This window comes from Streptomyces sp. NPDC048473, assembly GCF_043200155.1.
In the GTDB taxonomy this organism is placed as follows: domain Bacteria; phylum Actinomycetota; class Actinomycetes; order Streptomycetales; family Streptomycetaceae; genus Streptomyces.
The window spans coordinates 151,430-173,762 of the sequence record NZ_JBICXE010000004.1 but is presented as its reverse complement, the minus strand read 5'-3'; the positions used below and the strand labels follow the sequence as shown (position 1 = coordinate 173,762).

The following is a 22,333-nucleotide window of genomic DNA, read 5'->3' as shown; positions in this document are numbered from 1 at the left end:
CAACTCGCCTTCGGCGGCGAACCCGTTGTCAGCGGTCGACTCGCCCTCGGCGAGCGATCGTCCTCCGACGGCCGATCGGGACCCGACTCCGGAGGAACTGCGGGCCGCCGAAGAGGACCGGGCTGTTGAACAGGCCCTCGCTCTGGTCGGGCGTCAGCCGTCAGGTGAGCACCACCCTGCACGCCGGCTTCAGTCCGCGGATCAGCCCCATTCTGCGGATCGGCCCCACTCCATGGACTCCTGTTCCTCGGGGCAGCCGAATTCCGCGGACCGGCCCCACCCCACGGAAAGGCTCGCGTCCGCATCCCAGTCCCCGCCCCCGACCTCGGACCAGAGCGCCGACCGGCCCCACGAGCGTGACCGGCACAGGCGGGCGACGCCCTGGCGGGAGGCGCGCGCCCTGGCCGCGCGGTCGGGCCGTGACGTTCCTGCCCGCGCCCGGCGACTCCCCCTCGACCAGGCGCTCGGACACGTACTCGCCGAGCCGCTCGTCGCGCTCACCGATCTGCCGTCCTTCGACACCTCCGCCATGGACGGCTGGGTCGTCACGGGACCGGGGCCGTGGACCATCCGCGAGGTCGAAGGAGCCGGCAACGAGAAGGGTCCCGGGGACACGGGGGCAGGTCCACGCCCACGCCAGGATCTGGGCATCCTCGCCGGGCACGGCACCCCCGCCACGCTCCCCGACGGCGATGCCGTACGGATCGCCACCGGCGCCCGCATCCCGGCGGATGCCAACGCCGTGATCCGCAGCGAACACGCTCACGTGGACGAGGCCAAGGGGCTGCTCCACGCGAAGCAGCAGGTGCACCCCGGACAGGACATCAGGCCCCGCGGTCAGGAATGCCGTTCCGGCGATCAACTCCTGCCCGCCGGAGCCCTGGTGACGCCTGCTGTCCTCGGTCTGGCCGCCGCTGCCGGGTACGACGAACTCGTCACTGTCCCCCGCCCTCGCGTCGATGTCCTCGTCCTCGGTGACGAACTGCTGACCAGCGGTCTGCCGCACGACGGGCTGATCCGTGACGCGCTCGGCCCGATGATCGGCCCCTGGCTGCGCGCGCTGGGCGCCGAGGTCTCCGCCCCGCAGCGCCTGGGCGACGACGCGGCGGCCCTCCGGAGCGCCCTCACCACCTCCGACGCCGATCTGGTCATCACCACCGGCGGTACCGCCTCGGGCCCTGTCGACCACGTCCACCCGGTCCTTGCCGAGATCGGGGCCCAGTTGCTGGTCGACGGCGTCGCGGTCCGCCCCGGTCACCCGATGCTGCTGGCCAGGCTCAAGACGGAGGGCTCAGACGTGGGCCCGTATCTCGTCGGACTGCCCGGCAATCCCCTGGCCGCTGTCTCCGGGCTCCTCACACTTGCCGAGCCCTTGCTCCGCGGGCTGGCCGGCCGGGCGCCGGAGGCGCCGTACCGGGTCGTCGTACGCGACGAGGTGCACGGACACCCGCACGACACCCGTCTGGTGCCTGTCGTCCACCGCGCAGGCGGCACAGGCAGCACAGGCAGCACAGGCGGCACAGGCGGCACAGGCGGCACCGGTAGCACCGGCAGCACCCGCGACAGCGCCGGCAACCTCGGCGGCGCGGGAACCGGCAGCGGTGCCGAGCACGTCGTACCGCTGCACTACAACGGTCCGGCGATGCTCCGAGGAATCGCCGCGGCGGACGGGCTGGCCGTCGTGCCACCGAGCGGGGTACGGTCCGGCACCGAGGTGGAGATCCTCGACCTACCGTGGGCCTCGGCGACGCCGTGGACGGAAGGGTGTTTCACGTGAAACTTCCCGGCCACGATGCGATGGCCAGGCGCGCCGACGAGCATGCCGTGCCCACGCGGGTGCAGCTCCCGCGCAGGGTCGTCCACGGACCGGCGCGGCAGGTCGCCAAGCGGCTGATGATGGCGTTGATGGTGCTTGCCGCCACCGTGCTGATCGTCTGGCTCGACCGCAGTGGATATCACGACGCCGCCGATGACAACGTCGACCTGCTGGACGCGGTGTACTACGCGACGGTCACCCTCTCCACCACCGGCTACGGCGACATCACTCCGTACGGGGACGGCGCCCGACTCACCAATGTGGTGCTCGTGACACCGCTGCGGGTGCTCTTCCTGATCATCCTGGTCGGCACCACTCTCGAGGTCCTTACGGAACGGACCCGGGAGGACTTTCGGCTGAAGCGTTGGAGAACCAACTTGCGTGACCACACCGTTGTCGTCGGCTTCGGGACGAAGGGCCGTTCGGCCATCCAGACCCTGCGGGCCACCGGCCTGAAGAAGGAACAGATCGTCATCGTCGACCCGGCGACCAAGGTGATAGAGATCGCCAACGCCGAAGGGTTCGTGGGCGTGGTCGGCGACGCGACGCGCAGTGAGGTGCTGTTGCGTGCCGAGGTCCAGAAGGCGCGTCAGATCATCATCGCCACCCAGCGCGACGACACGGCGGTGCTGGTGGCGTTGACGGCGCGGCAGCTCAACCGCGGCGCGAAGATCGTCGCCGCGGTGCGCGAGGAGGAGAACGCCCCGCTGCTCCGGCAGTCCGGCGCCGACGCCGTGATCACCAGTGCCAGCGCGGCGGGCCGGCTGCTCGGCCTCTCCGTCCTCAGCCCCAGCGCGGGCACGGTGATGGAGGACCTGATCCAACAGGGCAGCGGTCTCGATCTCGTCGAGCGGCCGGTGATAAAGGCCGAAGTGGGCAGGGGTGTCCGGGAGACCGACGATCTCGTGGTCAGCGTGTTGCGGGGGCATCGGCTGATCGGATACGACGATCCGGCGGCCAGTCCGCTGCAGTTGACGGACCGTTTGATCACCATCGTGCGTGCCTCGAACGAACCACCGCTGAGCAACCCGGCTACGGGTACGCCGCGCCCGTAGCGGTGCATCGCGCTGCGCCCGTAGCCGGGCATCGCTCCGGCACGGCTTGCTTCCGTCGGTGTGACCAGCTGCCCATGGTGTCGCCCGGCCTCGTCCACACGGTGTCGCCCGGCCCGGCCCACATGGTGTCGCCCGGCCTCCCGGTGCCATGGCGTCGCCCGGACCGCGCCACGGAGTAGCCTCGCCGCCATGTATGCGATCACGATCCCCGAACCCGGTGGCCCCGAGGCGCTCGTATGGGCCGAGGTGCCAGATCCGGTAGCCGGCGAGAGCGAGGTTCTCGTCGATGTCGTGTCCAGCGCGGTCAATCGCGCCGACGTGATGCAGCGGCAGGGCTTCTACAACCCGCCGCCCGGTGCGTCCCCGTACCCGGGCCTGGAGTGCTCGGGCCGCATCTCGGCGATCGGGCCCGGTGTCACCGGCTGGTCGGTCGGCGACGAGGTGTGTGCGCTGCTCGCAGGCGGCGGTTACGCGGAGAAGGTCGCCGTACCCGCCGGGCAGCTGCTGCCCGTACCGGACGGAGTCGACCTGACTCTGGCCGCTGCGTTGCCCGAGGTGACGGCCACGGTCTGGTCGAACGTGTTCATGGTGGCCCATCTGCGCCCCGGCGAGACACTGCTGGTGCACGGCGGGTCCAGCGGCATCGGAACGATGGCGATCCAGCTCGCCAAGGCCGTGGGCGCACGGGTCGCGGTGACCGCGGGCGGACCGGAGAAGCTGGCGCGCTGCGCGGAGCTCGGGGCCGACATCCTGATCGACTACCGGGAGCAGGACTTCGTCGAGGAGCTGCGCAAGGCGACGGACGGGGCCGGTGCGGATGTCATCCTCGACATCGTCGGCGCGAAGTACCTGGACCGTAACGTGGAGGCGCTCGCCGTCAACGGTCGGCTGGCCATCATCGGTCTCCAGGGCGGCGTCAAGGGCGAGCTGAATCTGAACGCCCTCCTGCACAAGCGGGCCGCCATCACCGCGACCTCGCTGCGTGGCCGTCCGCTCGCCGAGAAGGCCGCCATCGTCGCCGCCGTTCGCGAGCACGTCTGGCCGCTGATCGCCGACGGTGTCGTCCGGCCCATCGTGGACCGCACACTGCCGATGCCGGACGCCGCCGAGGCCCACCGGGTGCTGGAGTCCAGCGCACACATCGGAAAGGTGCTTCTGCAGGCACCCGCGGGCTGACGCGCGCCCCGTTCCCGTACCGCGCAGGAAAAGGCCCGGCACACAGGTCGTTGACCATGTGTGCCGGGCCTCGGTGTTGTTGCTACGTGATCGAGGTGTACCAACCAATTGCGGTGTACGGACTAGAGATACGGGCCCGACCGGATGGCCCCGTGCTGGTCCCCGCTGCCGTCCTCGTCCTCGTGTCCGCTCCCCGGCGGAAGGGCGCGCCGCATCTGCTCCAGCTGGGCCCGTGCCGCCATCTGCTGGGCGAACAGCGCCGTCTGGATGCCGTGGAAGAGGCCCTCCAGCCAGCCCACCAACTGTGCCTGTGCAATCCGGAGTTCCGCCTCGGAAGGCACCGACTCCTCGGTGAACGGCAGGGAGAGCCGCTCCAGCTCCTCCACCAGCTCCGGCGCGAGGCCGTCCTCCAGCTCCTTCACGGAGCTTGCGTGGATCTCTTTGAGCCTTACCCGGCTCGCCTCGTCGAGAGGAGCCGCCCTGACCTCCTCCAGGAGCTGCTTGATCATGCTGCCGATGCGCATGACCTTCGCGGGCTGTTCGACCATCTCCGTCACCGGGACCTCACGCGACTCGTCGTCAGTGCCACCGCCGCCGATCGCCATGCCGTCCTGCCCCACTACGAGGACTTGGGGGTGCTCCTGCGACCGTTCATTCCTCGGCATCTCCATGGCGCCATTGTCTCGCACACCTGCCGTACAACACGGTGGTGCCCCCGCAAACGGTTGATCCACCGTTTTCGAGGGCACCGAATCAGCCGGTCAGGCCACTGCCCGCACCGCCCGTGTCATCATCCGGCCCGCCGTGCCAGCGCCAGGCGCGACCGCGTGAGCGCCGCCGCGAGCACCCCGGCCAGCAGCGGAATGCACACGACGAGCAGACCGATGGTCGCCCAGGGCAGCACGATCGGCGTGTACGCCGACTGCGTGGGATCAAGCCGCATCGACTTGAGCGCTTCCCGCAGGTCGATGAGGCGCAGCGCCACCGCGGGCACCAGGCCTGCCAGCGTGCCGAGCACCACACCCGTGAGCGCCACCACCACACACTGGAAGCCGGACAGCCTCCGTCGCACGCTCGGAGGCGCGCCCACCGCGCTGAGGGTGTTGAGATCGGCTTCCGCGTCCGCCTTGGCGAGGCCCGTGGTGATCGCGGCGGCGCCCAGGGTCACCATGCCGGCGAACAGGGTCAGGATCAGCAGGATGGTGTCCTGCTGATCCTGGCTGGTGCCGTAGTCGGACTGAACCCAGATGCCGCCGCCGGCCTGCTCGATGGCACCGGAAACGCGCTGGTCCTCGGCGTCCGTCGGCGCATGGGCGACGGCATACACGCTCCCGGACGCCCTGGTGTGCAGGCCGAGCCGTTCCGCGGCCCTCTCCGGAAGGATCATGCGGATCCCAGGGGTGGTGGCGTACTTCGCGGGAGCCACGTACACCTTCAGCTTGTCCACGGTGGTCCGCGCCTTGCCCGGGTGCAGCTTCCAGTTCTTCTTGTCCTTCTCGCTGTACTGGTGGACCGCCTTGACGGTGACCTCGCCGTTCTCCGCGTACACCGGGTTGAGCAGCACCGGTGTGCCCGCGGCCAGTGCCTTGGCGGCTGCGGGGTCGTCGAGCTTCACATACGTGTCGAGCAGGGCCGCGTCCGCGACGACGATGTTGCTCCCATCCGTGGTGAAGAGACCCGATGACATCAGGTCGGTGAGGCAGGCGGGGGAACGCATCAGCTTCTTGTGCTCGTCGGCGGAGAGCCGCGCGGCGAGTTCCTTGGCTCCCTTGCGGGTGAGCGGGCAGCTGTGGGCCTTGCCGGTGGGTTTGACCAGTTCCAGCGAGCCGCAGTGGTTCTCCTCGTAGGAGTTGCAGTCGCTGCCTGCCCAGACCCGTCGGAAGTCCGCGTGTCCGCTGGTGACGGCCATGTTCCGCTCCACGGCCGTCCGCGCCAGCGGGAGCCGCTCGGCCGTCTCCTCGTCGGAGGACGAGACGACGATGGTCCCCTTGGCGATCGAGGGAATGTAGTTGTACTCGGCCTCGGCCGAATGGCTGGACATGTACGTGGCGATGGCCACCGAACCCGCGACGGCCGCCATCACCGCGGCGACGGCAGGAGCGGTACGACCGCGGTTGCGGGCCGCGTCGCGCAGCGCCATCCGGGGCGAGAGAGGCAGCCTCTTGCCGAGCCGCCCGAGGAAGCCGACGATCACCGGGATGCAGGCGAGCAGCCCGAGTTCGGCGACCATCGAGCCGCCGGCTACCAGTGTCGAGTTCCCGCTGGTGCCGCCGTAGAGGGCGATCGCGGCACCGAACGCCAGCACGCAGGCGCCGAGGACGGGCAGCACCCGTGAGGAGCGGCGGACGCCGCGGCGGCCGGTGAGCGACTCCAGTACGGACTGCCGGCTCGCCACGATCGCCGGGGCGAACGCCGCCAGCAGGCCGGTGACCAGGCCGATCGCGGCGATGAGCAGCAACTCCAGCGGCGGCATCGAGAGGGAGCCGAACCGCTGTCCGGCCCAGTTCTCGATCATGGACTGGAGAGCCGCGGTGAGCCCGAGGCCGACCACGACACCCGTCACCGCTCCGATGCCACCGAGCACCAGACCACCGCCGAGCACCACGGCCCTGACGTGGCGCCTGTCTCCGCCGCAGGTACCGAGGAGGCCGAGCTGGCGGCGGGAGCGGCGCGCACCGACCGCGAAGGCCGGTCCGGCGAGCAGCACGATCTCCAGGACCGCCATGGCGATCACAGTGACGAGTGCCGTGCTGAGCTTCTCGGACCCGCTGTCGAAGCGGCCGGGGTTCCTGGCCGCCAGCGGGACCTCGGAGTCCGGCGGCGGGTCGAGGACAACCTGCCGGGACGTGACGAGCACGCCCGACTTATTGGCCTCCATGACGGCCGGCCAGGTCACGCCGACCCCTGCGGGGCCTTTGACCAGCCAGTCCGTGGACCCGGTGTTCGGCTGAAGCACCTTCTTGTCGTGGTCGGCCTCGGCCTTCCACGGCGCGATGACCGCACCGGGGTCGGCGTAGAGCGCCTTGGCCTTCAGCTCGCTGGGCAGCTCGACCACACCGGTGATGGTGTACGGCTTGCCGAAGTTGCGCACGGTGGTGGTCGAGCCGACGTGCAGTCCGGTCGCCTTCAGGAACGGCTCGGTGGCGGCCATCTCGCTCTTGCCGTGCGGGTGGGCGCCGCGCACGAGGTCGATCTTGCCGCGGACCATCGTGTCCGACGTCCGGACCTCGAAGATGTCGGTGTTCGTGACGCCGTACCGGGTGGTGACACTCGCCGGGACGGACTGGATGCTGATCGCCCGCGAACCCTTGGGGAACGTCGTCCTGACGTCGACCGGGTCAGCGTTCTCCACGGGCGGTGCGTCGTCGGCGCCCATGTAAATGTTGCTCATCCCCCCATCGGGGAGCTGCTCGATGGGCCCCATCATCTGGTCGCTGAACAGCGCGTCTGCGGAACCCATTTCGCTGGTCAGCTTCTCGGCGAGGGTCGGCGTCACGCTGCGGTACGTCACATCGACGGCCGTGACACCGAGTACCGGCACGGCGATCATCGCGACCACCAGTGCGCTGCGGCCCTTGGCGCGCATCGCGTCGCGCCTGGCTATGCGGAGGGAGGCGCGCCAGCCCGTGAAGAGGCTCACTTGGCGGCCTCGGCGGCCAGCAGCGAGTCGGCGTCGGCGGTGAGCGTCTGGTCGACGATCGAACCGTCCCGGAGGAACACGACCCGGTCCGCCCAGGCGGCGTACCGCGGCTCGTGCGTCACCATGACACCGGCCGCACCCTGGTCACAGCGGTTGCGCAGCAGCGCGAGCACGGCCTCGCCGGTCTCGGAGTCGAGTGCCCCGGTCGGTTCGTCGGCGAGCACGAGGCGCCGGTCCCCCACCAGCGCGCGGGCGATCGCGACGCGCTGCTGCTGGCCGCCGGACATCTCGTCCGGGAACCTGTCGGCTATCTCCAGGAGCTTCAACTCCTCCAGCGCCGCTCGCGCCTCCTTGCGGGCCTTGCGCACGGAGACCCCGTCGAGCTCGCGCGGCAGGGCGATGTTCTCGGCGGCGGTGAGCGCCGGGATCAGGTTGTAGTCCTGGAAGACATAGCCGACGCTGCGGCGGCGCAGGGCGGCGACGCCCTTGCGGCCGAGGCCGGCGATGTCCTGGCCCTCGATGATGACCTGGCCGCTGGTCGCGGTGTCGAGACCGCCCGCGATGGTCAGCAGGGTGGACTTGCCGGAGCCGGAGGGGCCCATCACGGCGACGAGTTCACCGGTGCGCACGGAGAGGTCGATGCCGCGCAGGGCGTGCACCTCGGCGATGCCGGTGCCGTGGGTGCGGGTGAGCGCTCGGAGTTCGAGCACCGGTGCGTCGGCCGACAGCGGCGAGCCGGACGAGGACGCGGATCGGGACGGGGCGCGCGAGGACATGTGGGTGGTTCCCCCTTGGAACGGGTCTTGTGGGGCCGGCGCCGGACACCGAAGCGGTCCGTGGCCGGCGCCGGGTGCGTACGTGGCGATCCGTGGTGGGTGCCGGGTGCCGGCGCCGGGCGCGTACGTGGGCGGTCAGCGTCGGGTGCGTGGGCGGGCGGTGCGGGCCGGGGCGCGGCCGGGCGTACGTACTTCGGGCTCCGGCTCCGTGGCTGCGGCCTCGGCGAGGCGGACCAGCCGGGACTCGCAGTGGTCCAGCCAGCGGGCCTCGGCCTCCGCCTGGAAGATCAGCTGTTCGAGTACGAGCAGCCAGGCGACCTCGTCGCGGTTGGCCGGGACATCGGCGAGGGCCTGTGCCTTGAGGCGGGTGTAGTCCTGCATCGCCTTCACGGTGTGGTGGCGCTGGGACTGGATGACGGCCCGGATGTCGACACCGGGCGCGCCGACCGCCATGGCGAGCTTGATGGCCAGTTCGTCGCGGGGCGGGTTGCTGCGGTCGACGGGCGTCTCGAACCAGCTCCGCAGCTCCGTGCGGCCGTCGTCGGTGATCGCGTAGAGGGCGTGTCCCTGGTCGTCCTCGTCGTCCTGGGCGACCAGGCCGTCACGCTCCAGTCGGCTCAGCGTCGTGTACACCTGGCCGACGTTGAGCGGCCAGGTGGAGCCCGTGCGTGACTCGAATTCGGTACGGAGCTGGGAGCCGTATCGGGGCCCCCGCTCCAGCAGGGCCAGCAGCCCGTGACGGATCGACATACTGAGTATGTATACCGAGTATGCTGCTCGACGCAAGCCCCGGCCGGAGCGTGTGGGAGCTTTTGGGAGGCCTGTGGGTCGTCTCAGTTCGGGCGGCGCAAGCGGAATGCCAGGAAGCCCAGCCCCAGTCCTATCAGTGCGATTCCCGCGCCCAGCGACACCCGCTGCACCCGCTCCACGGACGGCCCGTCGAGGGCCTGTGGAGCGAGCCGGCCGGCCTCGGGGGACGTGCTCGCCGCCGGAGTCACGGCGGTCGCCGGCCCCGGGTCGGTCGCTGCGGGCCGCGCGTCGGGCTCGTCGAGCGAGTTGTCCGCAGGCGCGAGCTCCCACGGCAGGGGCTGCCGCCCGGGCCGCAGCCGCCCCTCCCCTGCTTCGCGCCCGGCAAGCGGGGGCTGCGCTTCGGGAGGCGGTGACCCTGCGTCCACGGCGGCGGAGGAGGGCGAGGGGGAGGGGGAGCCCGAGGCCGGGGAGGCGGGCGCAGGGGGTGCGGGGGCGGCCGAGGCGCCACCCGAGGGGGTGGTCGTCGGTACGGCCGGAGGTTCGGCCGAAGGAGTGGCCGAACCCTTGCCTGACGGTTCGGCACCGGAGGCGGTGGAAGGCGGGGCGGAAAGTCCGGCCGACGTGGTCGTGGGCGGCGCAGCCGGGGCGCTGGCCGTCTCCGGTGTCCCGCCGGGGGTGCGTCGGTCCGCGTGCGCCACGCCGGTTGCGCCCCCCAGCGCCGCGCCCGCCGTCAATATGAGGCAGGCCACGCACCTTGTGGACCGTGAGGGGAGAAGTCCTGGAGCCATGAGGTCAGCGTCACATGTGACGATATGTCCGGCATCTCGGATATATGACTGATCCAGGAGGCGCTGTCACGTGTATGCGGCTGGGGAAACGGCCCTCACATCTACCGGTCCGTCACTCCCGCGCACGGGCGTACCCGCGCGTCCGCTTTTGCGTCCGCTCAGGCCGGGTCGCCCGTAGCGATGCGCAGTTCGAAGTGCGCGCCCGTCTTGGGCACGGCCGTTCCGGAGGTGGGGAACTGGTCGATGACCTGGTCCTCGGCGTAGGCGTTCCCCGGCACCTTGATCTGCTTGATGGTCCAGCCCGCCGCGTCCGCGCACGCCTTCGCGGAGAGGATGTCCTTGTACATGAAGCTCGGTGCGTCGACCTTGTTCGGGTCGTCGCTGTCCTCCATGGCGTCCGTGCAGTCGTCGGTCTTCATCGTCCGGTTCCGCTCCGGATCCTTGTGCTCGCTCGCGGCCGACGACTCACTTGCGGAGTTGTCGCCGCCCGAACCCGAGTCGTCCTTCAGCGAGAGCACCGTGATCAGCCCGCCGATCGCGATCAGCGCGACCACGATCGAGCCCACGATCACCGGCATGTTCCGCTTCGAGCCGCCCCCGCCGGAGCCGGACTGCGTCTGCGGCGCGATCGTGTACGGCGGCGGGGTCTGCTGCTGCATCGGGGACATCGGGGACATCGGCGCCTGGCTCTGGTACGCCGGAGCCGACTGCGGATAGCCGTACGACGGTGCCGGCGTGGGCGCCGAGGTCTGCGGACCGTAAGGCCCCGACTGGTACGGGCCCGGCTGGTACGGCGTCTGGACGTTCTGCGGCGCCGGGGTGGACTGGTCGACCGGCGGGAAGACCGCCGAGCCGACGCCCGAGCCACTGTTCGACGGCGCGCCGCCGCCCGCGACGATCACCGGGGCGCCCGTCTGCCCGCTCGCGTTCAGCACGCGCGCGATCTCGTCCTGCATCGCCGCGGCGCTCGGGAAGCGCTCGTTCGGGTTCTTCTTCAGCGCGCGGGCGACGAGCGCGTCCATCGCCGGGGTGATCGACCGGTTGATGGTGGAGGGCGCGACCGGCTCCTCCTGGACATGCGCGTACGCGATGGCGAGCGGCGAGTCCGCGTCGAACGGGATGCGCCCGGTCAGCAGCTGGAACAGCATGATGCCGACCGAGTACAGGTCGGAGCGCGCGTCCACCCCGCGGCCCAGGGCCTGCTCGGGGGAGAGGTACTGCGGGGTGCCGACGACCATGCCGGTCTGCGTCATCGACGTGACACCCGACTGCATGGCGCGGGCGATGCCGAAGTCCATGACCTTCACGACACCGCGCTTGGTCACCATCACGTTGCCGGGCTTGATGTCGCGGTGGACCAGGCCCATCTCGTGGCTGGTGTCCAGCGCGGCCAGTACGTCGGCCGTCACCTTGAGCGCCCTGTCGGCCGGCATCGCACCGTAACTCCGGATGTCCGCCTGGAGCACGGAGCCGAGGGGCTGCCCCTCCACGTACTCCATGACGATGTACGGCATCAGCGCGCCGCCGAGCTCGTCCTCGCCGGTGTCGAAGACCGAGACGATGTTGGTGTGCTGCAGTTTGGCAACGGCCTGGGCCTCGCGCCGGAACCGCTCACGGAAGGACTGCTCGCGGCCCAGCTCCGTGTGCAGCGTCTTGATCGCGACCTGGCGGTCCAGTGCGGAGTCGTACGCCAGATATACGGACGCCATCCCGCCCTCGCCGAGCAGGTCGCGAAGCTGGTACCGGCCGCCGGCGACCGAACCGCCTGCATAGCGCCCCTGAGCGCCGTGTGCGCCGTCCTGGCTCATGACTTGCTTCCCCCTCGGCGCGCGACTGACGCGATGATCCCTATTTACGCGCCAAGTCTGCCCGAGGGGTACGACACGTCAAGCCAGGTGCCCGTTCCGTGACCCTACGCACAAGAAGCGTCTCGGAAGCGTTACAGGAACCACATGGAATTTGCGCGCGCGGCACGTCGGCCGGTTGGATGACCCGTCCCTCTCGGAAACGGTGTGTCCGGCGAAGGCTGTAGCGTGGCGTGGCAATGCAGCTAGACACCGTGAGAACCCGCGGACGCGCGGACAGATACGACGGCGAGGACTGATGGCACCCGATTCCGAAGCAAACGGCGGCGGAGTTTCGGATGGCACCGACTCCTGGGGCATCGGCGGCGTCGTCGGTGACGGACGTTACCGGATGACCCACCGGCTCGGCCGGGGCGGCATGGCGGAGGTCTTCGCGGCCGAGGATGTCAGGCTGGGACGTACGGTCGCGGTGAAGCTCCTGCGTTCCGATCTTGCCGAGGACCCGGTCTCCAAGGCCCGGTTCACGCGCGAGGCACAGTCGGTCGCGGGCCTCAACCACCATGCGATCGTCGCCGTGTACGACTCCGGCGAGGACGTCGTGGGCGGCCAGACCGTCCCCTACATCGTGATGGAGCTCGTCGAGGGCCGCACCATCCGCGATCTGCTGCTCAATGCCGAGGCCCCGCCGCCCGAGCAGGCGCTGATCATCGTCTCGGGTGTGCTGGAAGCCCTCGCGTACTCGCACCAGCACGGCATCGTGCACCGTGACATCAAGCCCGCCAACGTGATCATCACGAACTCGGGTGCGGTCAAGGTGATGGACTTCGGCATCGCCCGTGCGCTGCACGGCGCGCAGTCGACGATGACGCAGACCGGCATGGTCATGGGCACGCCGCAGTACCTCTCCCCCGAGCAGGCGCTGGGCAAGGCCGTCGACCACCGCTCCGATCTCTACGCCACCGGCTGCCTGCTGTACGAACTCCTGTCGCTGCGGCCCCCATTCACGGGTGAGACGCCGCTCTCCGTGGTGTATCAGCATGTGCAGGACATTCCGGTCCCGCCGTCCGAGGTGCTGGAAGCGGTGCCGCCGGAGCTGGACGGGCTGGTCATGCGCTCGCTCGCGAAGGACCCGGACGACCGGTTCCAGAGCGCCGAGGAGATGCGTGGCCTCGTCCAGTACAGCCTGCAGATGCTTCAGGTGCAGGGCGGCCACACGGGTACGTGGAACACCGGCCCGGTCGCGATGCACGAAGGCGGACACACCCCGGCCATGGGCATCGCCGGGGGCACGATGGCGATGGGCCACCCGCAGCACGGGGATACCTCGCAGGGCCCGATCCTGCCGCCGATGAACCCCGACGACGGTGGCTACGAAGGCCGACACCAGGGCGGTGGCGGCCGCGGCAAGCTGTGGCTGTTCGTCGTGCTCGCGCTGATCGCGATCGGGGCCGGTGTCGCCATCGCCGTCAACGCGGCCAGCAGCAGCGGCAACCAGCACAAGAAGCCGCCCGCGACGACCTCCAGCTCGTCGTCCGAGTCGGAGACTTCGCCCTCGCCGAGCGACGAGCAGAGCCAGGAGAGCCAGCTGCCGGAGAATTCCACCGGCAACCAGCAGGACTCGCCGCCGCCGAACTCCTACTCCCCGCCGGTCACCCCGAGCGAGTCGTCCGAGCCGCCGTCGACCGAACCGTCCGCACCGGCCACGGGCGGCAGCACCGACGCCGGTACGGGCACCGACGCCGGCACGGGGACGGACGAAGGCACCGACGCCGGCACGGGCACCGATGCCGGCACCGGTCCGGGCGGCAACACCGACACCGGCACGACTGCGGGTACGGGAACGAGCGAAGGCGGTTCCGCCGGCGACGCCGCCGGGACCAGCACCGGCACGTCCGCGGCGGCCGGCACCACGGCGGGCACCACCCCGTAACCCCCCCGAGGCCTCACCCCGTGAACGCCTCGCACACCGCCTCGTACTCGCGCGTCCACCAGACCGCCAGGGCCGACACCGCAGGGAACTGCGGGTCGGCCCTTCGGTCGTGCAGGCAGTACCGCCAGCGCAGTATCCAGAAGTCGTTGAGCCGCTCCCACCACACCCGATGCACCGCCGCGGCCAGTTCCGACGCCCCCGCCCCGGCCGCCCGCCGGTAGGCCCGCGCGTACGCCCGTACCTTCTCCAGCTCCAGCTTCCCGGCCGGCTGTACGAAGAAGATCGCCGCGGCCCGTACCGCCTCCTCCGCGCGCGGCTGGACCCCCAGCCGGTCCCAGTCGAGGATCGCGACCGGGTCCGTGCCCCGGTAGAGGACGTTCAGCGGGTGGAAGTCGCCGTGCACCCAGCCGGTGGCCGGGATGTCGGGGGTGGGCGGCCTGCGGTCGGCGTGCTGTTCGAGCAGGGTGCGCCGCTCCAGGAGGCGGTGTTCGGCCAGCTCGTCGAACGAGTCCCGGGGGCGGCGCCCGCGCGCGGCCGCCAGCAGGTCGTCGATCAGCACGAAGGTGTCGGCGGGGTCGGGGCTCCGGTGGCCGCCGGACCGTTGCGCGAGCCCCGTGCCCGCCTCCATGACCTGTTCGAGCCCGGTGTGCACGGCCCCGAGCAGCGCTCCGAGCCGCTGCGACTGGGCGGCGGTGAGCTGGGCGCCGGCCCGGTGCAGTCCGTCGACCCAGGGGTGCAGGGCGTAGCACCGGCCGCCGATCTCCGTGACCGTGTCGCCCTCGGTGTCCACCACGGGCGGGGCGACGGGCACGCCGAGTGACTGCAGCCGCTGGGTGGCGCGGTGCTGGCGGACGATCGTGGCGCGGTCGCCGGTGGAGTCGTCGAGGTGATGCTTGAGGAAGTAGGAGCCGCGGGTGGTGGAGACGCGGTAGCCGTGGTTGAGCAGGCCCTGGGTGACGGGCTTGCAGGTGAGGGGCTCACCGGCATCCGGGTAGCGGCGCAGCACCTCGTCCACCGGAGGAACGGGCGGACGGGGCACGGCCGAACGGGGCGCGGATGAGCACAGCGCCTCGCCGGCCGGTTGAGCAGACGGAAGGGTTACAAATGAGCGCGGCACTCGCCAGATGTTAGATCACGCTGCGTTGCGGATCAGTTGACTTGCGTCAAAGCCCAGAGTGTGCACGGAGACGAAGTGCGGGTCGACCCCGAGGTAGGCCGGGGTGAACGGCTCCCCGTTCACGTGGACGGGGGAGGCCCCGAAGCGCTCCTGCTGTTCGGCGGTCGGGAAGACGATCTCCGCGGGGCCGGTGAACTGTACGGACCACAGCTCGCCGTCGCCCCCCGAGGGCGTGGCGTTGAAGTTGTCCGCCCCGTACGCCACGACCGTGCCGTCGCAGGCCTCGTGGTAGCCGAGGCCGCCGTGCATCCGCAGGACGACGCGGCCGTCGACCACGATATGGCGGGCCACCGCCAGTATCGGGAGGGCCCGCATGCTCGTCGCCAGCCGGCCGTACGGGACGCGGCCGAGCAGTTCGATCGCGTGGAGTTCCTCAGAGGGCATGTTCTCCACTCTCCGCCACCGGGGAGGCCGTAAAAAGAGGCTGCGGCCCCAGGTGGTCCGGGACCAAAGTCCCGAAGACCACCGAGGACCGCGGCCGCATCGCCCACGCCCCGGCCTTCTCGCCACGCGAGGTCGCGGCCCTTGCGCTACGCGGCCCTTGCGCTACGCGGCCCTTGCGCTACGCGGCCCTCGCGCCACGCGGCGCTCAGCCCTTCTCCGCCTGCAGCCTGGCCACGTACGCGGCGGCCTGCGAGCGCCGTTCCATGCCCAGCTTGGAGAGCAGACTGGAGACATAATTCTTGATCGTCTTCTCGGCGAGGTGCAGCCGCTCGCCGATCACCCGGTTCGTCAGCCCCTCGCCGATCAGATCGAGGATCTTGCGCTCCTGATCGGTGAGACCGGCGAGCTTGTCGTCGCCCCGGCCCTTCTTGCCGTCGCGCAGCCGCTCCAGCACCCGGGCTGTCGCCACCGGGTCCAGCAGCGACTTCCCGGCCGCCACGTCCCGTACCGCGCTCAGCAGTTCGTTGCCGCGGATCGCTTTCAGTACGTATCCCGACGCGCCTGCCATGATCGCGTCGAAAAGCGCCTCGTCATCGGCGTACGAGGTCAGCATCAGGCATTTGATGTTCTCGTCCTGGGAACGGATCTCCCGGCAGACCTCCACCCCGCTCCCGTCCGGCAGCCGCACATCGAGCACCGCCACATCGGGCCGGGTCGCGGGGATGCGGACCAGTGCGTCCGCCGCCGTGCCGGCCTCGCCGACGACCTCGATGTCGTCCTCGACCGAGAGCAATTCATGGACTCCGCGCCGGACGACTTCGTGGTCGTCCAGCAGAAAAACGGTGATTTTTCCTTGTTCGCGCACAAAACGCAGTCTCACACACTCGCCTCTTCCCTGCCGCCGAACGGCGGGATAACGTGCCGTTGTTCCGGCGGCCTGCAAGGCTGTTCCCAGTGCTGTGACCAGCGAGAGTTCCCGACTTTTTCGATTTACTTGGAAATCCAAGCAAAATCGCAGGTCAGATAGGGTTTCGCAGTTATGCGGCGTACTGGGTAACGTGCTTTTCGCAGGGCGCTCGCCGGGGCACCTGTCACGCCTGTTCCCGGACCGAGCGGCACCCACCCCGTGCACGGGTACGGACACAGGCGAGCCGCACTGGCTTCCCGGCAGACCCCGGGGGCCGGACCGACGGAGGAGCACGCACGTGACCGTGGAGAGCACTGCCGCGAGCAAACCGCGACGCAGCAGTAAGCGGACCAGCGCCGTGAAAACGCCCGCTAAGACGTCCGCCAGGACGCCCGCCAAGACGCCGCAGAGTTCCGAGCCCGAGCTCGTACAGCTGCTGACGCCCGAGGGCGAGCGGGTGGAGCATCCGGACTACCGGATCGACCTGACCGTCGAAGAGCTGCGCGGTCTGTACCGGGACATGGTCCTGACCCGCCGCTTCGACGCCGAGGCCACCGCCCTGCAGCGCCAGGGCGAGCTGGGTCTGTGGGCCTCGCTGCTCGGCCAGGAGGCCGCCCAGATCGGCTCCGGCCGGGCCCTGCGCGACGACGACTACGTCTTCCCGACGTACCGCGAGCACGGCGTCGCCTGGTGCCGGGGGGTCGACCCGACCAATCTGCTCGGGATGTTCCGCGGTGTGAACCACGGCGGCTGGGACCCGAACACCAACAACTTCCACCTGTACACGATCGTCATCGGCTCGCAGACCCTGCACGCCACCGGCTACGCCATGGGCGTCGCCAAGGACGGCGCGGACTCGGCCGTGATCGCGTACTTCGGCGACGGTGCCTCCAGCCAGGGAGACGTCGCCGAGGCCTTCACCTTCTCCGCGGTCTACAACGCCCCGGTCGTCTTCTTCTGCCAGAACAACCAGTGGGCGATCTCCGAGCCGACCGAGAAGCAGACCCGCGTCCCGCTCTACCAGCGCGCGCAGGGCTTCGGCTTCCCCGGCGTCCGGGTCGACGGCAATGACGTACTCGCCTGTCTGGCCGTCACCAGGTCGGCGCTGGAGCGGGCCCGCCGGGGTGAAGGGCCCACGCTCGTCGAGGCGTTCACCTACCGCATGGGCGCGCACACCACCTCCGACGACCCGACGAAGTACCGGGCGGACGAGGAGCGGGCCTCCTGGGAGGCCAAGGACCCGATCCTGCGGCTGCGTACGTACCTGGAGAAGCAGGGCGCCGCCGACGAGGCGTTCTTCACCGCGCTGGAGGAGGAGAGCGAAGCCCTCGGCAAGCGGGTGCGTGAAGCGGTACGGGCGATGCCCGATCCGGACCGGATGGCGATCTTCGACCACGCCTACGCCGACGGGAGCCCGCTCGTCGACGAGGAGCGCGCCCAGTTCGCCGCCTACCAGGCATCGTTCGCAGACTCTGCCGAGGAGGGCAAGTAGCCATGGCCATGGAAAAGATGTCCATTGCGAAGGCTCTCAACGAGTCGCTGCGCAAGGCTCTCGACACCGACCCCAAGGTCCTCATCATGGGTGAGGACGTCGGCAAGCTGGGCGGGGTCTTCCGGATCACCGACGGGCTCCAGAAGGACTTCGGCGAGGACCGGGTGATCGACACCCCGCTCGCCGAGTCCGGAATCGTCGGTACGGCGATCGGCCTGGCCCTGCGCGGCTACCGGCCCATCGTGGAGATCCAGTTCGACGGCTTCGTCTTCCCCGCGTACGACCAGATCGTCACGCAGCTCGCGAAGATGCACGCCCGGGCGCTCGGCAAGATCAAGCTGCCGGTCGTCGTGCGGATTCCGTACGGCGGCGGCATCGGCGCCGTCGAGCACCACAGCGAGTCCCCCGAGGCCCTGTTCGCGCACGTCGCGGGCCTGAAGGTGGTCTCGCCCTCGAACGCGAGCGACGCCTACTGGATGATGCAGCAGGCCGTCCAGAGCGACGACCCGATCATCTTCTTCGAGCCGAAGCGCCGCTACTGGGACAAGGGCGAGGTCGAGACCGACTCCATCCCCGGCCCGCTGCACCGGGCCTCGGTGGCGCGTACGGGCTCCGACCTCACGCTCGTCGCGTACGGCCCGATGGTGAAGGTCTGCCTGGAAGCGGCCGCGGCCGCCCAGGAGGAGGGCAAGTCGATCGAGGTCCTGGACCTGCGCTCGATGTCCCCGATCGACTTCGACACCGTCCAGACCTCGGTCGAGAAGACCGGCCGGCTCGTCGTCGTCCACGAGGCGCCGGTGTTCTACGGCTCCGGGGCCGAGATCGCCGCCCGGATCACCGAGCGCTGCTTCTACCATCTGGAAGCACCGGTGCTGAGGGTCGGCGGCTATCACGTCCCGTACCCGCCGGCGCGGCTGGAGGACGAGTACCTGCCGGGTCTCGACCGTGTGCTCGACGCCGTCGACCGCTCGCTGGCGTACTGAGGACTGGGGCGTGACAACGATGACCGACATTTCCAACGCTGCTCGCTTCCGTGAGTTCAAGATGCCCGACGTGGGCGAGGGACTGACCGAGGCCGAGATCCTCAAGTGGTACGTCCAGCCCGGCGACACCGTCACCGACGGCCAGGTCGTGTGCGAGGTCGAGACGGCCAAAGCGGCCGTGGAGCTGCCGATTCCGTTCGACGGGGTGGTGCATGAGCTGCGCTTCCCCGAGGGCACGACCGTCGACGTCGGCCAGGTGATCATCGCGGTGGACGTGGCGCCGGGCAGCGGTGACGCGGCCCCGGCGCCGGTCGCCGCTCCCGCGCCGGTCGTGGAACCGGAGCCGGAGGCCCCCAAGGGCCGTCAGCCGGTCCTGGTCGGGTACGGCGTCGCCGAGAGCTCGACCAAGCGACGGGCCCGCAAGGGTACGACCGCGGCCGTACCGGCCGCCGCGGCCGCGATCCAGGGCGAGATGAACGGCCACGGCGCCGTGATCCCGGAGAGCCGGCCGCTCGCCAAGCCGCCGGTGCGCAAGCTGGCCAAGGACCTGGGTATCGACCTGGCGACGGTCGTCCCGACCGGCGAGGGCGGGATCATCACCCGCGAGGACGTGCACGCGGCGGCCACGCCCGTACCGGCACAGGCGCAGGCCCCCGTCGCGGTGGGGGTCGCGCAGGCCCCCGCCCCTGAGGCGCCGGCCGCCGTCGCGGGCGCGCGGGAGACCCGTATCCCGGTCAAGGGCGTACGGAAGGCCATCGCCCAGGCGATGGTCGGCAGCGCCTTCACGGCTCCGCATGTCACCGAGTTCGTGACCGTCGACGTGACGCGCACGATGAAGCTGGTGGCGGAGCTCAAGGAGGACAAGGAGATGGCGGGGGTGCGGGTCAACCCGCTCCTGATCATCGCCAAGGCCCTCCTCGTCGCGATCAAGCGGAACCCGGGCGTCAACGCCGCCTGGGACGAGGCGAACCAGGAGATCGTCCAGAAGCACTATGTGAACCTGGGCATCGCCGCCGCCACCCCGCGCGGTCTGATCGTGCCGAATATCAAGGACGCGCACGAGCAGACGCTCCCGCAGCTGGCCGCGTCCCTGGGCGAACTGGTCTCCACGGCCCGCGAGGGCCGGACCTCCCCCGCCGCGATGGCGGGCGGCACGGTGACCATCACCAACGTCGGTGTCTTCGGCGTCGACACGGGTACGCCGATCCTGAACCCGGGCGAGTCCGCGATCCTCGCGGTCGGAGCGATCAAGCTCCAGCCGTGGGTCCACAAGGGCAAGGTGAAGCCCCGCCAGGTCACTACGCTGGCCCTGTCGTTCGACCACCGCCTGGTCGACGGCGAGCTCGGCTCCAAGGTCCTGGCGGATGTCGCCGCGATCCTGGAGCAGCCGAAGCGCCTGATCACCTGGGCGTAGCAGTCACTTCGGTACCTGTACGAGATGGGCCCGCGCGAACGGCTTCGCGCGGGCCCATCGGCATCTCCGGCCCTTGCCGCAGGGCGAGTTCGGCGAACACGGTCTTGCCGACGGAGCGCGGCTCACTGACCGCGATGCGCAGCGTGGCCGCGCTGAGCGTGAGGTGCACGCGGAAGAGCCGCCCCCGGATGGCGCCGTGCAGTAACGCGTTGGTCGCCAACTCGCTGACCAGCAAGGCCGCGTCGCCGGCCAGTCCCGGATGTCCCCACTCCCGTACGAGCCGCGCGGTACGGCGCCGGGAGAAGGAGACGCTGCGGGCGGTGGGGGCGAAGTCGAGCCGGTCCTCGCGGAGGACGGGTTCGGGTGTCGGAACCTCTTGAGCTGCGGTCATGGGCGCGTACCTCTCGGTGAGGTGGCGGTGCGATGTCGCGCCTGCGGGCAGGGCGGTGCACTTCCGCCGGTTTCGGCTCCGCTGTGCGAGCGAACGTGAAGCTTCAGGTGATGCCGTACATCGCCGGTGCTCACCCCGGCATGACAAGCGCCTTCACCATCGTGTCCTTCGCTGAACCGGGGGCGCTCGATGTGGTTCACATGGATACGACCTCGACCACTCTCTGGCTGGAGAGCGATACTGATGCCGAGCGCCACAGCAGCCTTTTCGACCGCATCTCGCGTCTGGGGCTTGCGCAGCACACCTCGGTCAGACTCATCAACGCCATCCTCCGGGAGCTGTAAACCGCGTGCCCGGGTACGAGTTCGTCAAGTCCAGCTACAGCGGCGGCAACGCGGGCCAGGAGTGTGTCGAAGTGGCCCGCAACATCCCTCGTACCGTCGCCGTCCGCGACTCCAAGCGCCCCGACGGCCCGCTCCTCGTCCTCGCTCCCGCCGCGTGGGACAGCTTCACGGCGGGCCTGCGCCGGCGACCGTAGACGCGGCGGTGGAACGGCGAGGGCGAGGAGGTCGCCTGCGATATCCCCCGCGCCGTCGCCGTCCGTGACTTCGAGCTGTCTATTCCACCCACACTGCCGTGTTCTGGCAGGCGTGCAGCAGCCACCTTCCGTCATCCTGCTTCGTCATGACGTAGAGCGGAGCGCCTTCCGTTTCGCCCTCCGGTGAGTGGTAGACCTGCCGAACCTTGACGGCCGCCACGTCGGGCCGCAGGAATTGCGTGTGCACTGCCTCGTAGGTGATCTCACCCTCCCAGTTGGCCGCGGGCAGCACGGTGCGGGTGAACTCGGCGATCGCGTCGAAGCCGATCAGGACCTTGCCGTGGCCGGTCGTCCAGAGGGCGTCGGGGTGGAAGAGTGCGAGGAAGCCCTCGACGTCCTTGGCACGCTGAGCGCGCTCGACGGTGGCGACGACCTGTTCGATGGCTTTGATGTCTGCGGTTTCGGTGTTCATGCAGAACACTCTGGGATCTCAAGCGGACTTGAGGTCAAGGCCGGCTGCGGGATCGCCCCAGAACCTCATCAGCGCGGTACGGCGGCCCTTCTCGCCCTGGGTCCAGCCTCTTGTCAGACACCGTTGTTACGTTGACGCGAGAATCTCGCTTCGACCTCTGGAGAGTGCGCATGTACGACGAACGGCTCGCCGGGTTTTCCCGGGAGCGGCTGGACGGCCGTCCGATACCCGACGATCTGCGCGTGCTGCTGTTGGCGCAGTGGGAAGGCCGCACCGACTTCACCCACCTTCTCGACCTCGACTTCTTCGAGGCGGGAGAGGTCCACCCGCTCCTGGACACCAGCTATCTGAGCGAAAAGGAACTCGCGGACCCGGAGATGCAGGCCGTCAACGCCGCAGCCGCGGAGATGGCCAAGTACGTCAAACTCGTGGCGAAGGGCGGAAAGGGGTGGATCGGCTACTGGCTGCACCCCGACGAACCTGGGGATCGTGCCTGGCACCTCATGGAGCTGGACACCGAGTTCACCTTCTGGGGCCTGGTCGGTCTCACCCTGACCGAGGGGGTCGCCGCCGAGCGGGCAAGCTACCAGGACGAGCCCGACGAGCGAATCGCGTTCGCACAACTGGCCGCCGAACTCGCCGAGCTCGGTCTACCGCTGAGCACCCAGGACTACGACGCCCTCGATGACACCGAGCACACGGTGAACCCGGAGAAACTCATGGAGGAGCTGATCGAAGCCGAACGCAAGAAGCGCGGTCTTCGCTGAGCGGGGAGACGCCGGCGCCCCGGGCGGGCGAGCGTCGAGGTGCCGTAAGTGTCCAGAAGAGCGATCGGAATG

The 22,333-nt window shown here is 70.0% G+C and carries 21 protein-coding genes; 10 read left to right on the top strand and 11 right to left on the bottom strand.

From position 1 onward, the window contains the following. The first annotated feature begins 232 nt into the window (after nt 1–232). The 3 genes from ACGFU7_RS09275 to ACGFU7_RS09265 all read left to right on the top strand — a co-directional run bounded on the left by ACGFU7_RS09275 (nt 233) and on the right by ACGFU7_RS09265 (nt 4,047). Entirely contained in the window at nt 233–1,777 is a 1,545-nt protein-coding gene (locus tag ACGFU7_RS09275; protein ID WP_393693875.1) for a molybdopterin molybdotransferase MoeA, read from the top strand. Continuing rightward, complete coding sequence (locus ACGFU7_RS09270) at nt 1,735–2,871, top strand: potassium channel family protein (protein ID WP_393693874.1); 1,137 nt, start codon at nt 1,735–1,737, stop codon at nt 2,869–2,871. Before ACGFU7_RS09275 ends, ACGFU7_RS09270 begins: the two co-directional genes overlap by 43 nt. Nucleotides 2,872–3,060: 189 nt before the next feature. Further along, nucleotides 3,061–4,047 carry an NAD(P)H-quinone oxidoreductase gene (locus ACGFU7_RS09265; RefSeq protein WP_393693872.1) on the top strand — a complete coding sequence of 329 codons (987 nt, stop codon included), beginning with the start codon at nt 3,061–3,063 and terminating at the stop codon, nt 4,045–4,047. A gap of 122 nt (nt 4,048–4,169) precedes the next feature. Here the strand turns inward: ACGFU7_RS09265 and ACGFU7_RS09260 are convergent, their stop codons facing one another. From ACGFU7_RS09260 to ACGFU7_RS09235, 6 genes are all read right to left on the bottom strand, one after another. After that, nucleotides 4,170–4,718: a bacterial proteasome activator family protein gene (locus tag ACGFU7_RS09260; protein ID WP_323183884.1), complete on the bottom strand. Its 549-nt coding sequence runs from the start codon at nt 4,716–4,718 to the stop codon at nt 4,170–4,172. A gap of 119 nt (nt 4,719–4,837) precedes the next feature. After that, nucleotides 4,838–7,687, bottom strand: a complete 2,850-nt coding sequence (locus tag ACGFU7_RS09255) for an FtsX-like permease family protein (protein ID WP_393693870.1) — start codon at nt 7,685–7,687, stop codon at nt 4,838–4,840. Next, entirely contained in the window at nt 7,684–8,463 is a 780-nt protein-coding gene (locus tag ACGFU7_RS09250; RefSeq protein ID WP_393693869.1) for an ABC transporter ATP-binding protein, read from the bottom strand. The genes ACGFU7_RS09255 and ACGFU7_RS09250 overlap by 4 nt, the downstream gene beginning before the upstream one ends. A gap of 135 nt (nt 8,464–8,598) precedes the next feature. Then, on the bottom strand, nt 8,599–9,213 hold the full coding sequence (locus tag ACGFU7_RS09245; protein WP_393693867.1) for a PadR family transcriptional regulator: 615 nt from the start codon (nt 9,211–9,213) through the stop codon (nt 8,599–8,601). 83 nt (nt 9,214–9,296) lie between these two features. Further along, the gene (locus tag ACGFU7_RS09240) at nt 9,297–9,962 is read right to left on the bottom strand and encodes a hypothetical protein (RefSeq protein ID WP_393693865.1); all 666 of its coding nucleotides are present in this window, start codon (nt 9,960–9,962) and stop codon (nt 9,297–9,299) included. Between the two features lie 197 nt (nt 9,963–10,159). Beyond that, nucleotides 10,160–11,809: a protein kinase gene (locus ACGFU7_RS09235; RefSeq protein WP_393693863.1), complete on the bottom strand. Its 1,650-nt coding sequence runs from the start codon at nt 11,807–11,809 to the stop codon at nt 10,160–10,162. A 295-nt stretch (nt 11,810–12,104) separates the two neighbouring features. Between ACGFU7_RS09235 and ACGFU7_RS09230 the strand changes: the two genes are divergently transcribed. After that, nucleotides 12,105–13,736, top strand: coding sequence for a protein kinase (locus ACGFU7_RS09230; RefSeq protein WP_393693861.1), 1,632 nt, complete (start codon nt 12,105–12,107; stop codon nt 13,734–13,736). A 13-nt stretch (nt 13,737–13,749) separates the two neighbouring features. Here the strand turns inward: ACGFU7_RS09230 and ACGFU7_RS09225 are convergent, their stop codons facing one another. From ACGFU7_RS09225 to ACGFU7_RS09215, 3 genes are all read right to left on the bottom strand, one after another. Then, nucleotides 13,750–14,742, bottom strand: coding sequence for a phosphotransferase (locus tag ACGFU7_RS09225; RefSeq protein WP_393694260.1), 993 nt, complete (start codon nt 14,740–14,742; stop codon nt 13,750–13,752). A gap of 126 nt (nt 14,743–14,868) precedes the next feature. Continuing rightward, complete coding sequence (locus ACGFU7_RS09220) at nt 14,869–15,297, bottom strand: pyridoxamine 5'-phosphate oxidase family protein (RefSeq protein ID WP_393693860.1); 429 nt, start codon at nt 15,295–15,297, stop codon at nt 14,869–14,871. A gap of 205 nt (nt 15,298–15,502) precedes the next feature. After that, complete coding sequence (locus ACGFU7_RS09215) at nt 15,503–16,162, bottom strand: response regulator (RefSeq protein ID WP_393693858.1); 660 nt, start codon at nt 16,160–16,162, stop codon at nt 15,503–15,505. 340 nt (nt 16,163–16,502) lie between these two features. On the opposite strand from ACGFU7_RS09215, the gene pdhA reads away from it, so the two are divergent. From pdhA to ACGFU7_RS09200, 3 genes are read left to right on the top strand one after another with little or no spacing between them, the layout of a single operon-like run. Next, the gene (gene pdhA / locus ACGFU7_RS09210; protein WP_393693857.1) at nt 16,503–17,696 is read left to right on the top strand and encodes a pyruvate dehydrogenase (acetyl-transferring) E1 component subunit alpha; all 1,194 of its coding nucleotides are present in this window, start codon (nt 16,503–16,505) and stop codon (nt 17,694–17,696) included. Between the two features lie 2 nt (nt 17,697–17,698). Then, nucleotides 17,699–18,679: an alpha-ketoacid dehydrogenase subunit beta gene (locus ACGFU7_RS09205; protein WP_393693855.1), complete on the top strand. Its 981-nt coding sequence runs from the start codon at nt 17,699–17,701 to the stop codon at nt 18,677–18,679. 10 nt (nt 18,680–18,689) lie between these two features. Beyond that, a complete protein-coding gene (locus ACGFU7_RS09200; RefSeq protein WP_393693853.1) occupies nt 18,690–20,093 on the top strand; it encodes a dihydrolipoamide acetyltransferase family protein in 1,404 nt (467 codons plus the stop codon). Here ACGFU7_RS09200 and ACGFU7_RS09195 read toward each other — a convergent pair. Beyond that, the gene (locus ACGFU7_RS09195) at nt 20,080–20,484 is read right to left on the bottom strand and encodes an ATP-binding protein (RefSeq protein WP_393693851.1); all 405 of its coding nucleotides are present in this window, start codon (nt 20,482–20,484) and stop codon (nt 20,080–20,082) included. The two genes, ACGFU7_RS09200 and ACGFU7_RS09195, sit on opposite strands and share 14 nt — an antisense overlap. A gap of 32 nt (nt 20,485–20,516) precedes the next feature. Here ACGFU7_RS09195 and ACGFU7_RS09190 point away from each other — a divergent pair, with 32 nt between their 5' ends. Both ACGFU7_RS09190 and ACGFU7_RS09185 read left to right on the top strand, forming a co-directional pair. Then, nucleotides 20,517–20,828: a Scr1 family TA system antitoxin-like transcriptional regulator gene (locus ACGFU7_RS09190; RefSeq protein ID WP_393693849.1), complete on the top strand. Its 312-nt coding sequence runs from the start codon at nt 20,517–20,519 to the stop codon at nt 20,826–20,828. A 5-nt stretch (nt 20,829–20,833) separates the two neighbouring features. After that, a complete protein-coding gene (locus tag ACGFU7_RS09185; protein ID WP_393693847.1) occupies nt 20,834–21,022 on the top strand; it encodes a DUF397 domain-containing protein in 189 nt (62 codons plus the stop codon). Between the two features lie 79 nt (nt 21,023–21,101). On the opposite strand, the gene ACGFU7_RS09180 is transcribed toward ACGFU7_RS09185, so the two are convergent. Further along, nucleotides 21,102–21,494 carry an SgcJ/EcaC family oxidoreductase gene (locus ACGFU7_RS09180; protein WP_266731429.1) on the bottom strand — a complete coding sequence of 131 codons (393 nt, stop codon included), beginning with the start codon at nt 21,492–21,494 and terminating at the stop codon, nt 21,102–21,104. A 131-nt stretch (nt 21,495–21,625) separates the two neighbouring features. Between ACGFU7_RS09180 and ACGFU7_RS09175 the strand changes: the two genes are divergently transcribed. Continuing rightward, on the top strand, nt 21,626–22,261 hold the full coding sequence (locus ACGFU7_RS09175; RefSeq protein WP_393693845.1) for a hypothetical protein: 636 nt from the start codon (nt 21,626–21,628) through the stop codon (nt 22,259–22,261). Nucleotides 22,262–22,333 lie beyond the last annotated feature (72 nt).

What these genes read in the sequence shown, in the direction of transcription:
- ACGFU7_RS09190 (WP_393693849.1), top strand. Translation starts at nt 20,517, where the DNA reads ATGTCGCGCCTGCGGGCAGGGCGGTGCACTTCCGCCGGTTTCGGCTCC.
- ACGFU7_RS09195 (WP_393693851.1), bottom strand. Translation starts at nt 20,484, where the DNA reads ATGACCGCAGCTCAAGAGGTTCCGACACCCGAACCCGTCCTCCGCGAG.
- ACGFU7_RS09260 (WP_323183884.1), bottom strand. Translation starts at nt 4,718, where the DNA reads ATGGAGATGCCGAGGAATGAACGGTCGCAGGAGCACCCCCAAGTCCTC.
- ACGFU7_RS09220 (WP_393693860.1), bottom strand. Translation starts at nt 15,297, where the DNA reads ATGCCCTCTGAGGAACTCCACGCGATCGAACTGCTCGGCCGCGTCCCG.
- ACGFU7_RS09180 (WP_266731429.1), bottom strand. Translation starts at nt 21,494, where the DNA reads ATGAACACCGAAACCGCAGACATCAAAGCCATCGAACAGGTCGTCGCC.
- ACGFU7_RS09265 (WP_393693872.1), top strand. Translation starts at nt 3,061, where the DNA reads ATGTATGCGATCACGATCCCCGAACCCGGTGGCCCCGAGGCGCTCGTA.
- ACGFU7_RS09205 (WP_393693855.1), top strand. Translation starts at nt 17,699, where the DNA reads ATGGCCATGGAAAAGATGTCCATTGCGAAGGCTCTCAACGAGTCGCTG.
- ACGFU7_RS09235 (WP_393693863.1), bottom strand. Translation starts at nt 11,809, where the DNA reads ATGAGCCAGGACGGCGCACACGGCGCTCAGGGGCGCTATGCAGGCGGT.
- ACGFU7_RS09245 (WP_393693867.1), bottom strand. Translation starts at nt 9,213, where the DNA reads ATGTCGATCCGTCACGGGCTGCTGGCCCTGCTGGAGCGGGGGCCCCGA.
- ACGFU7_RS09250 (WP_393693869.1), bottom strand. Translation starts at nt 8,463, where the DNA reads ATGTCCTCGCGCGCCCCGTCCCGATCCGCGTCCTCGTCCGGCTCGCCG.
- ACGFU7_RS09230 (WP_393693861.1), top strand. Translation starts at nt 12,105, where the DNA reads ATGGCACCCGATTCCGAAGCAAACGGCGGCGGAGTTTCGGATGGCACC.
- ACGFU7_RS09275 (WP_393693875.1), top strand. Translation starts at nt 233, where the DNA reads ATGGACTCCTGTTCCTCGGGGCAGCCGAATTCCGCGGACCGGCCCCAC.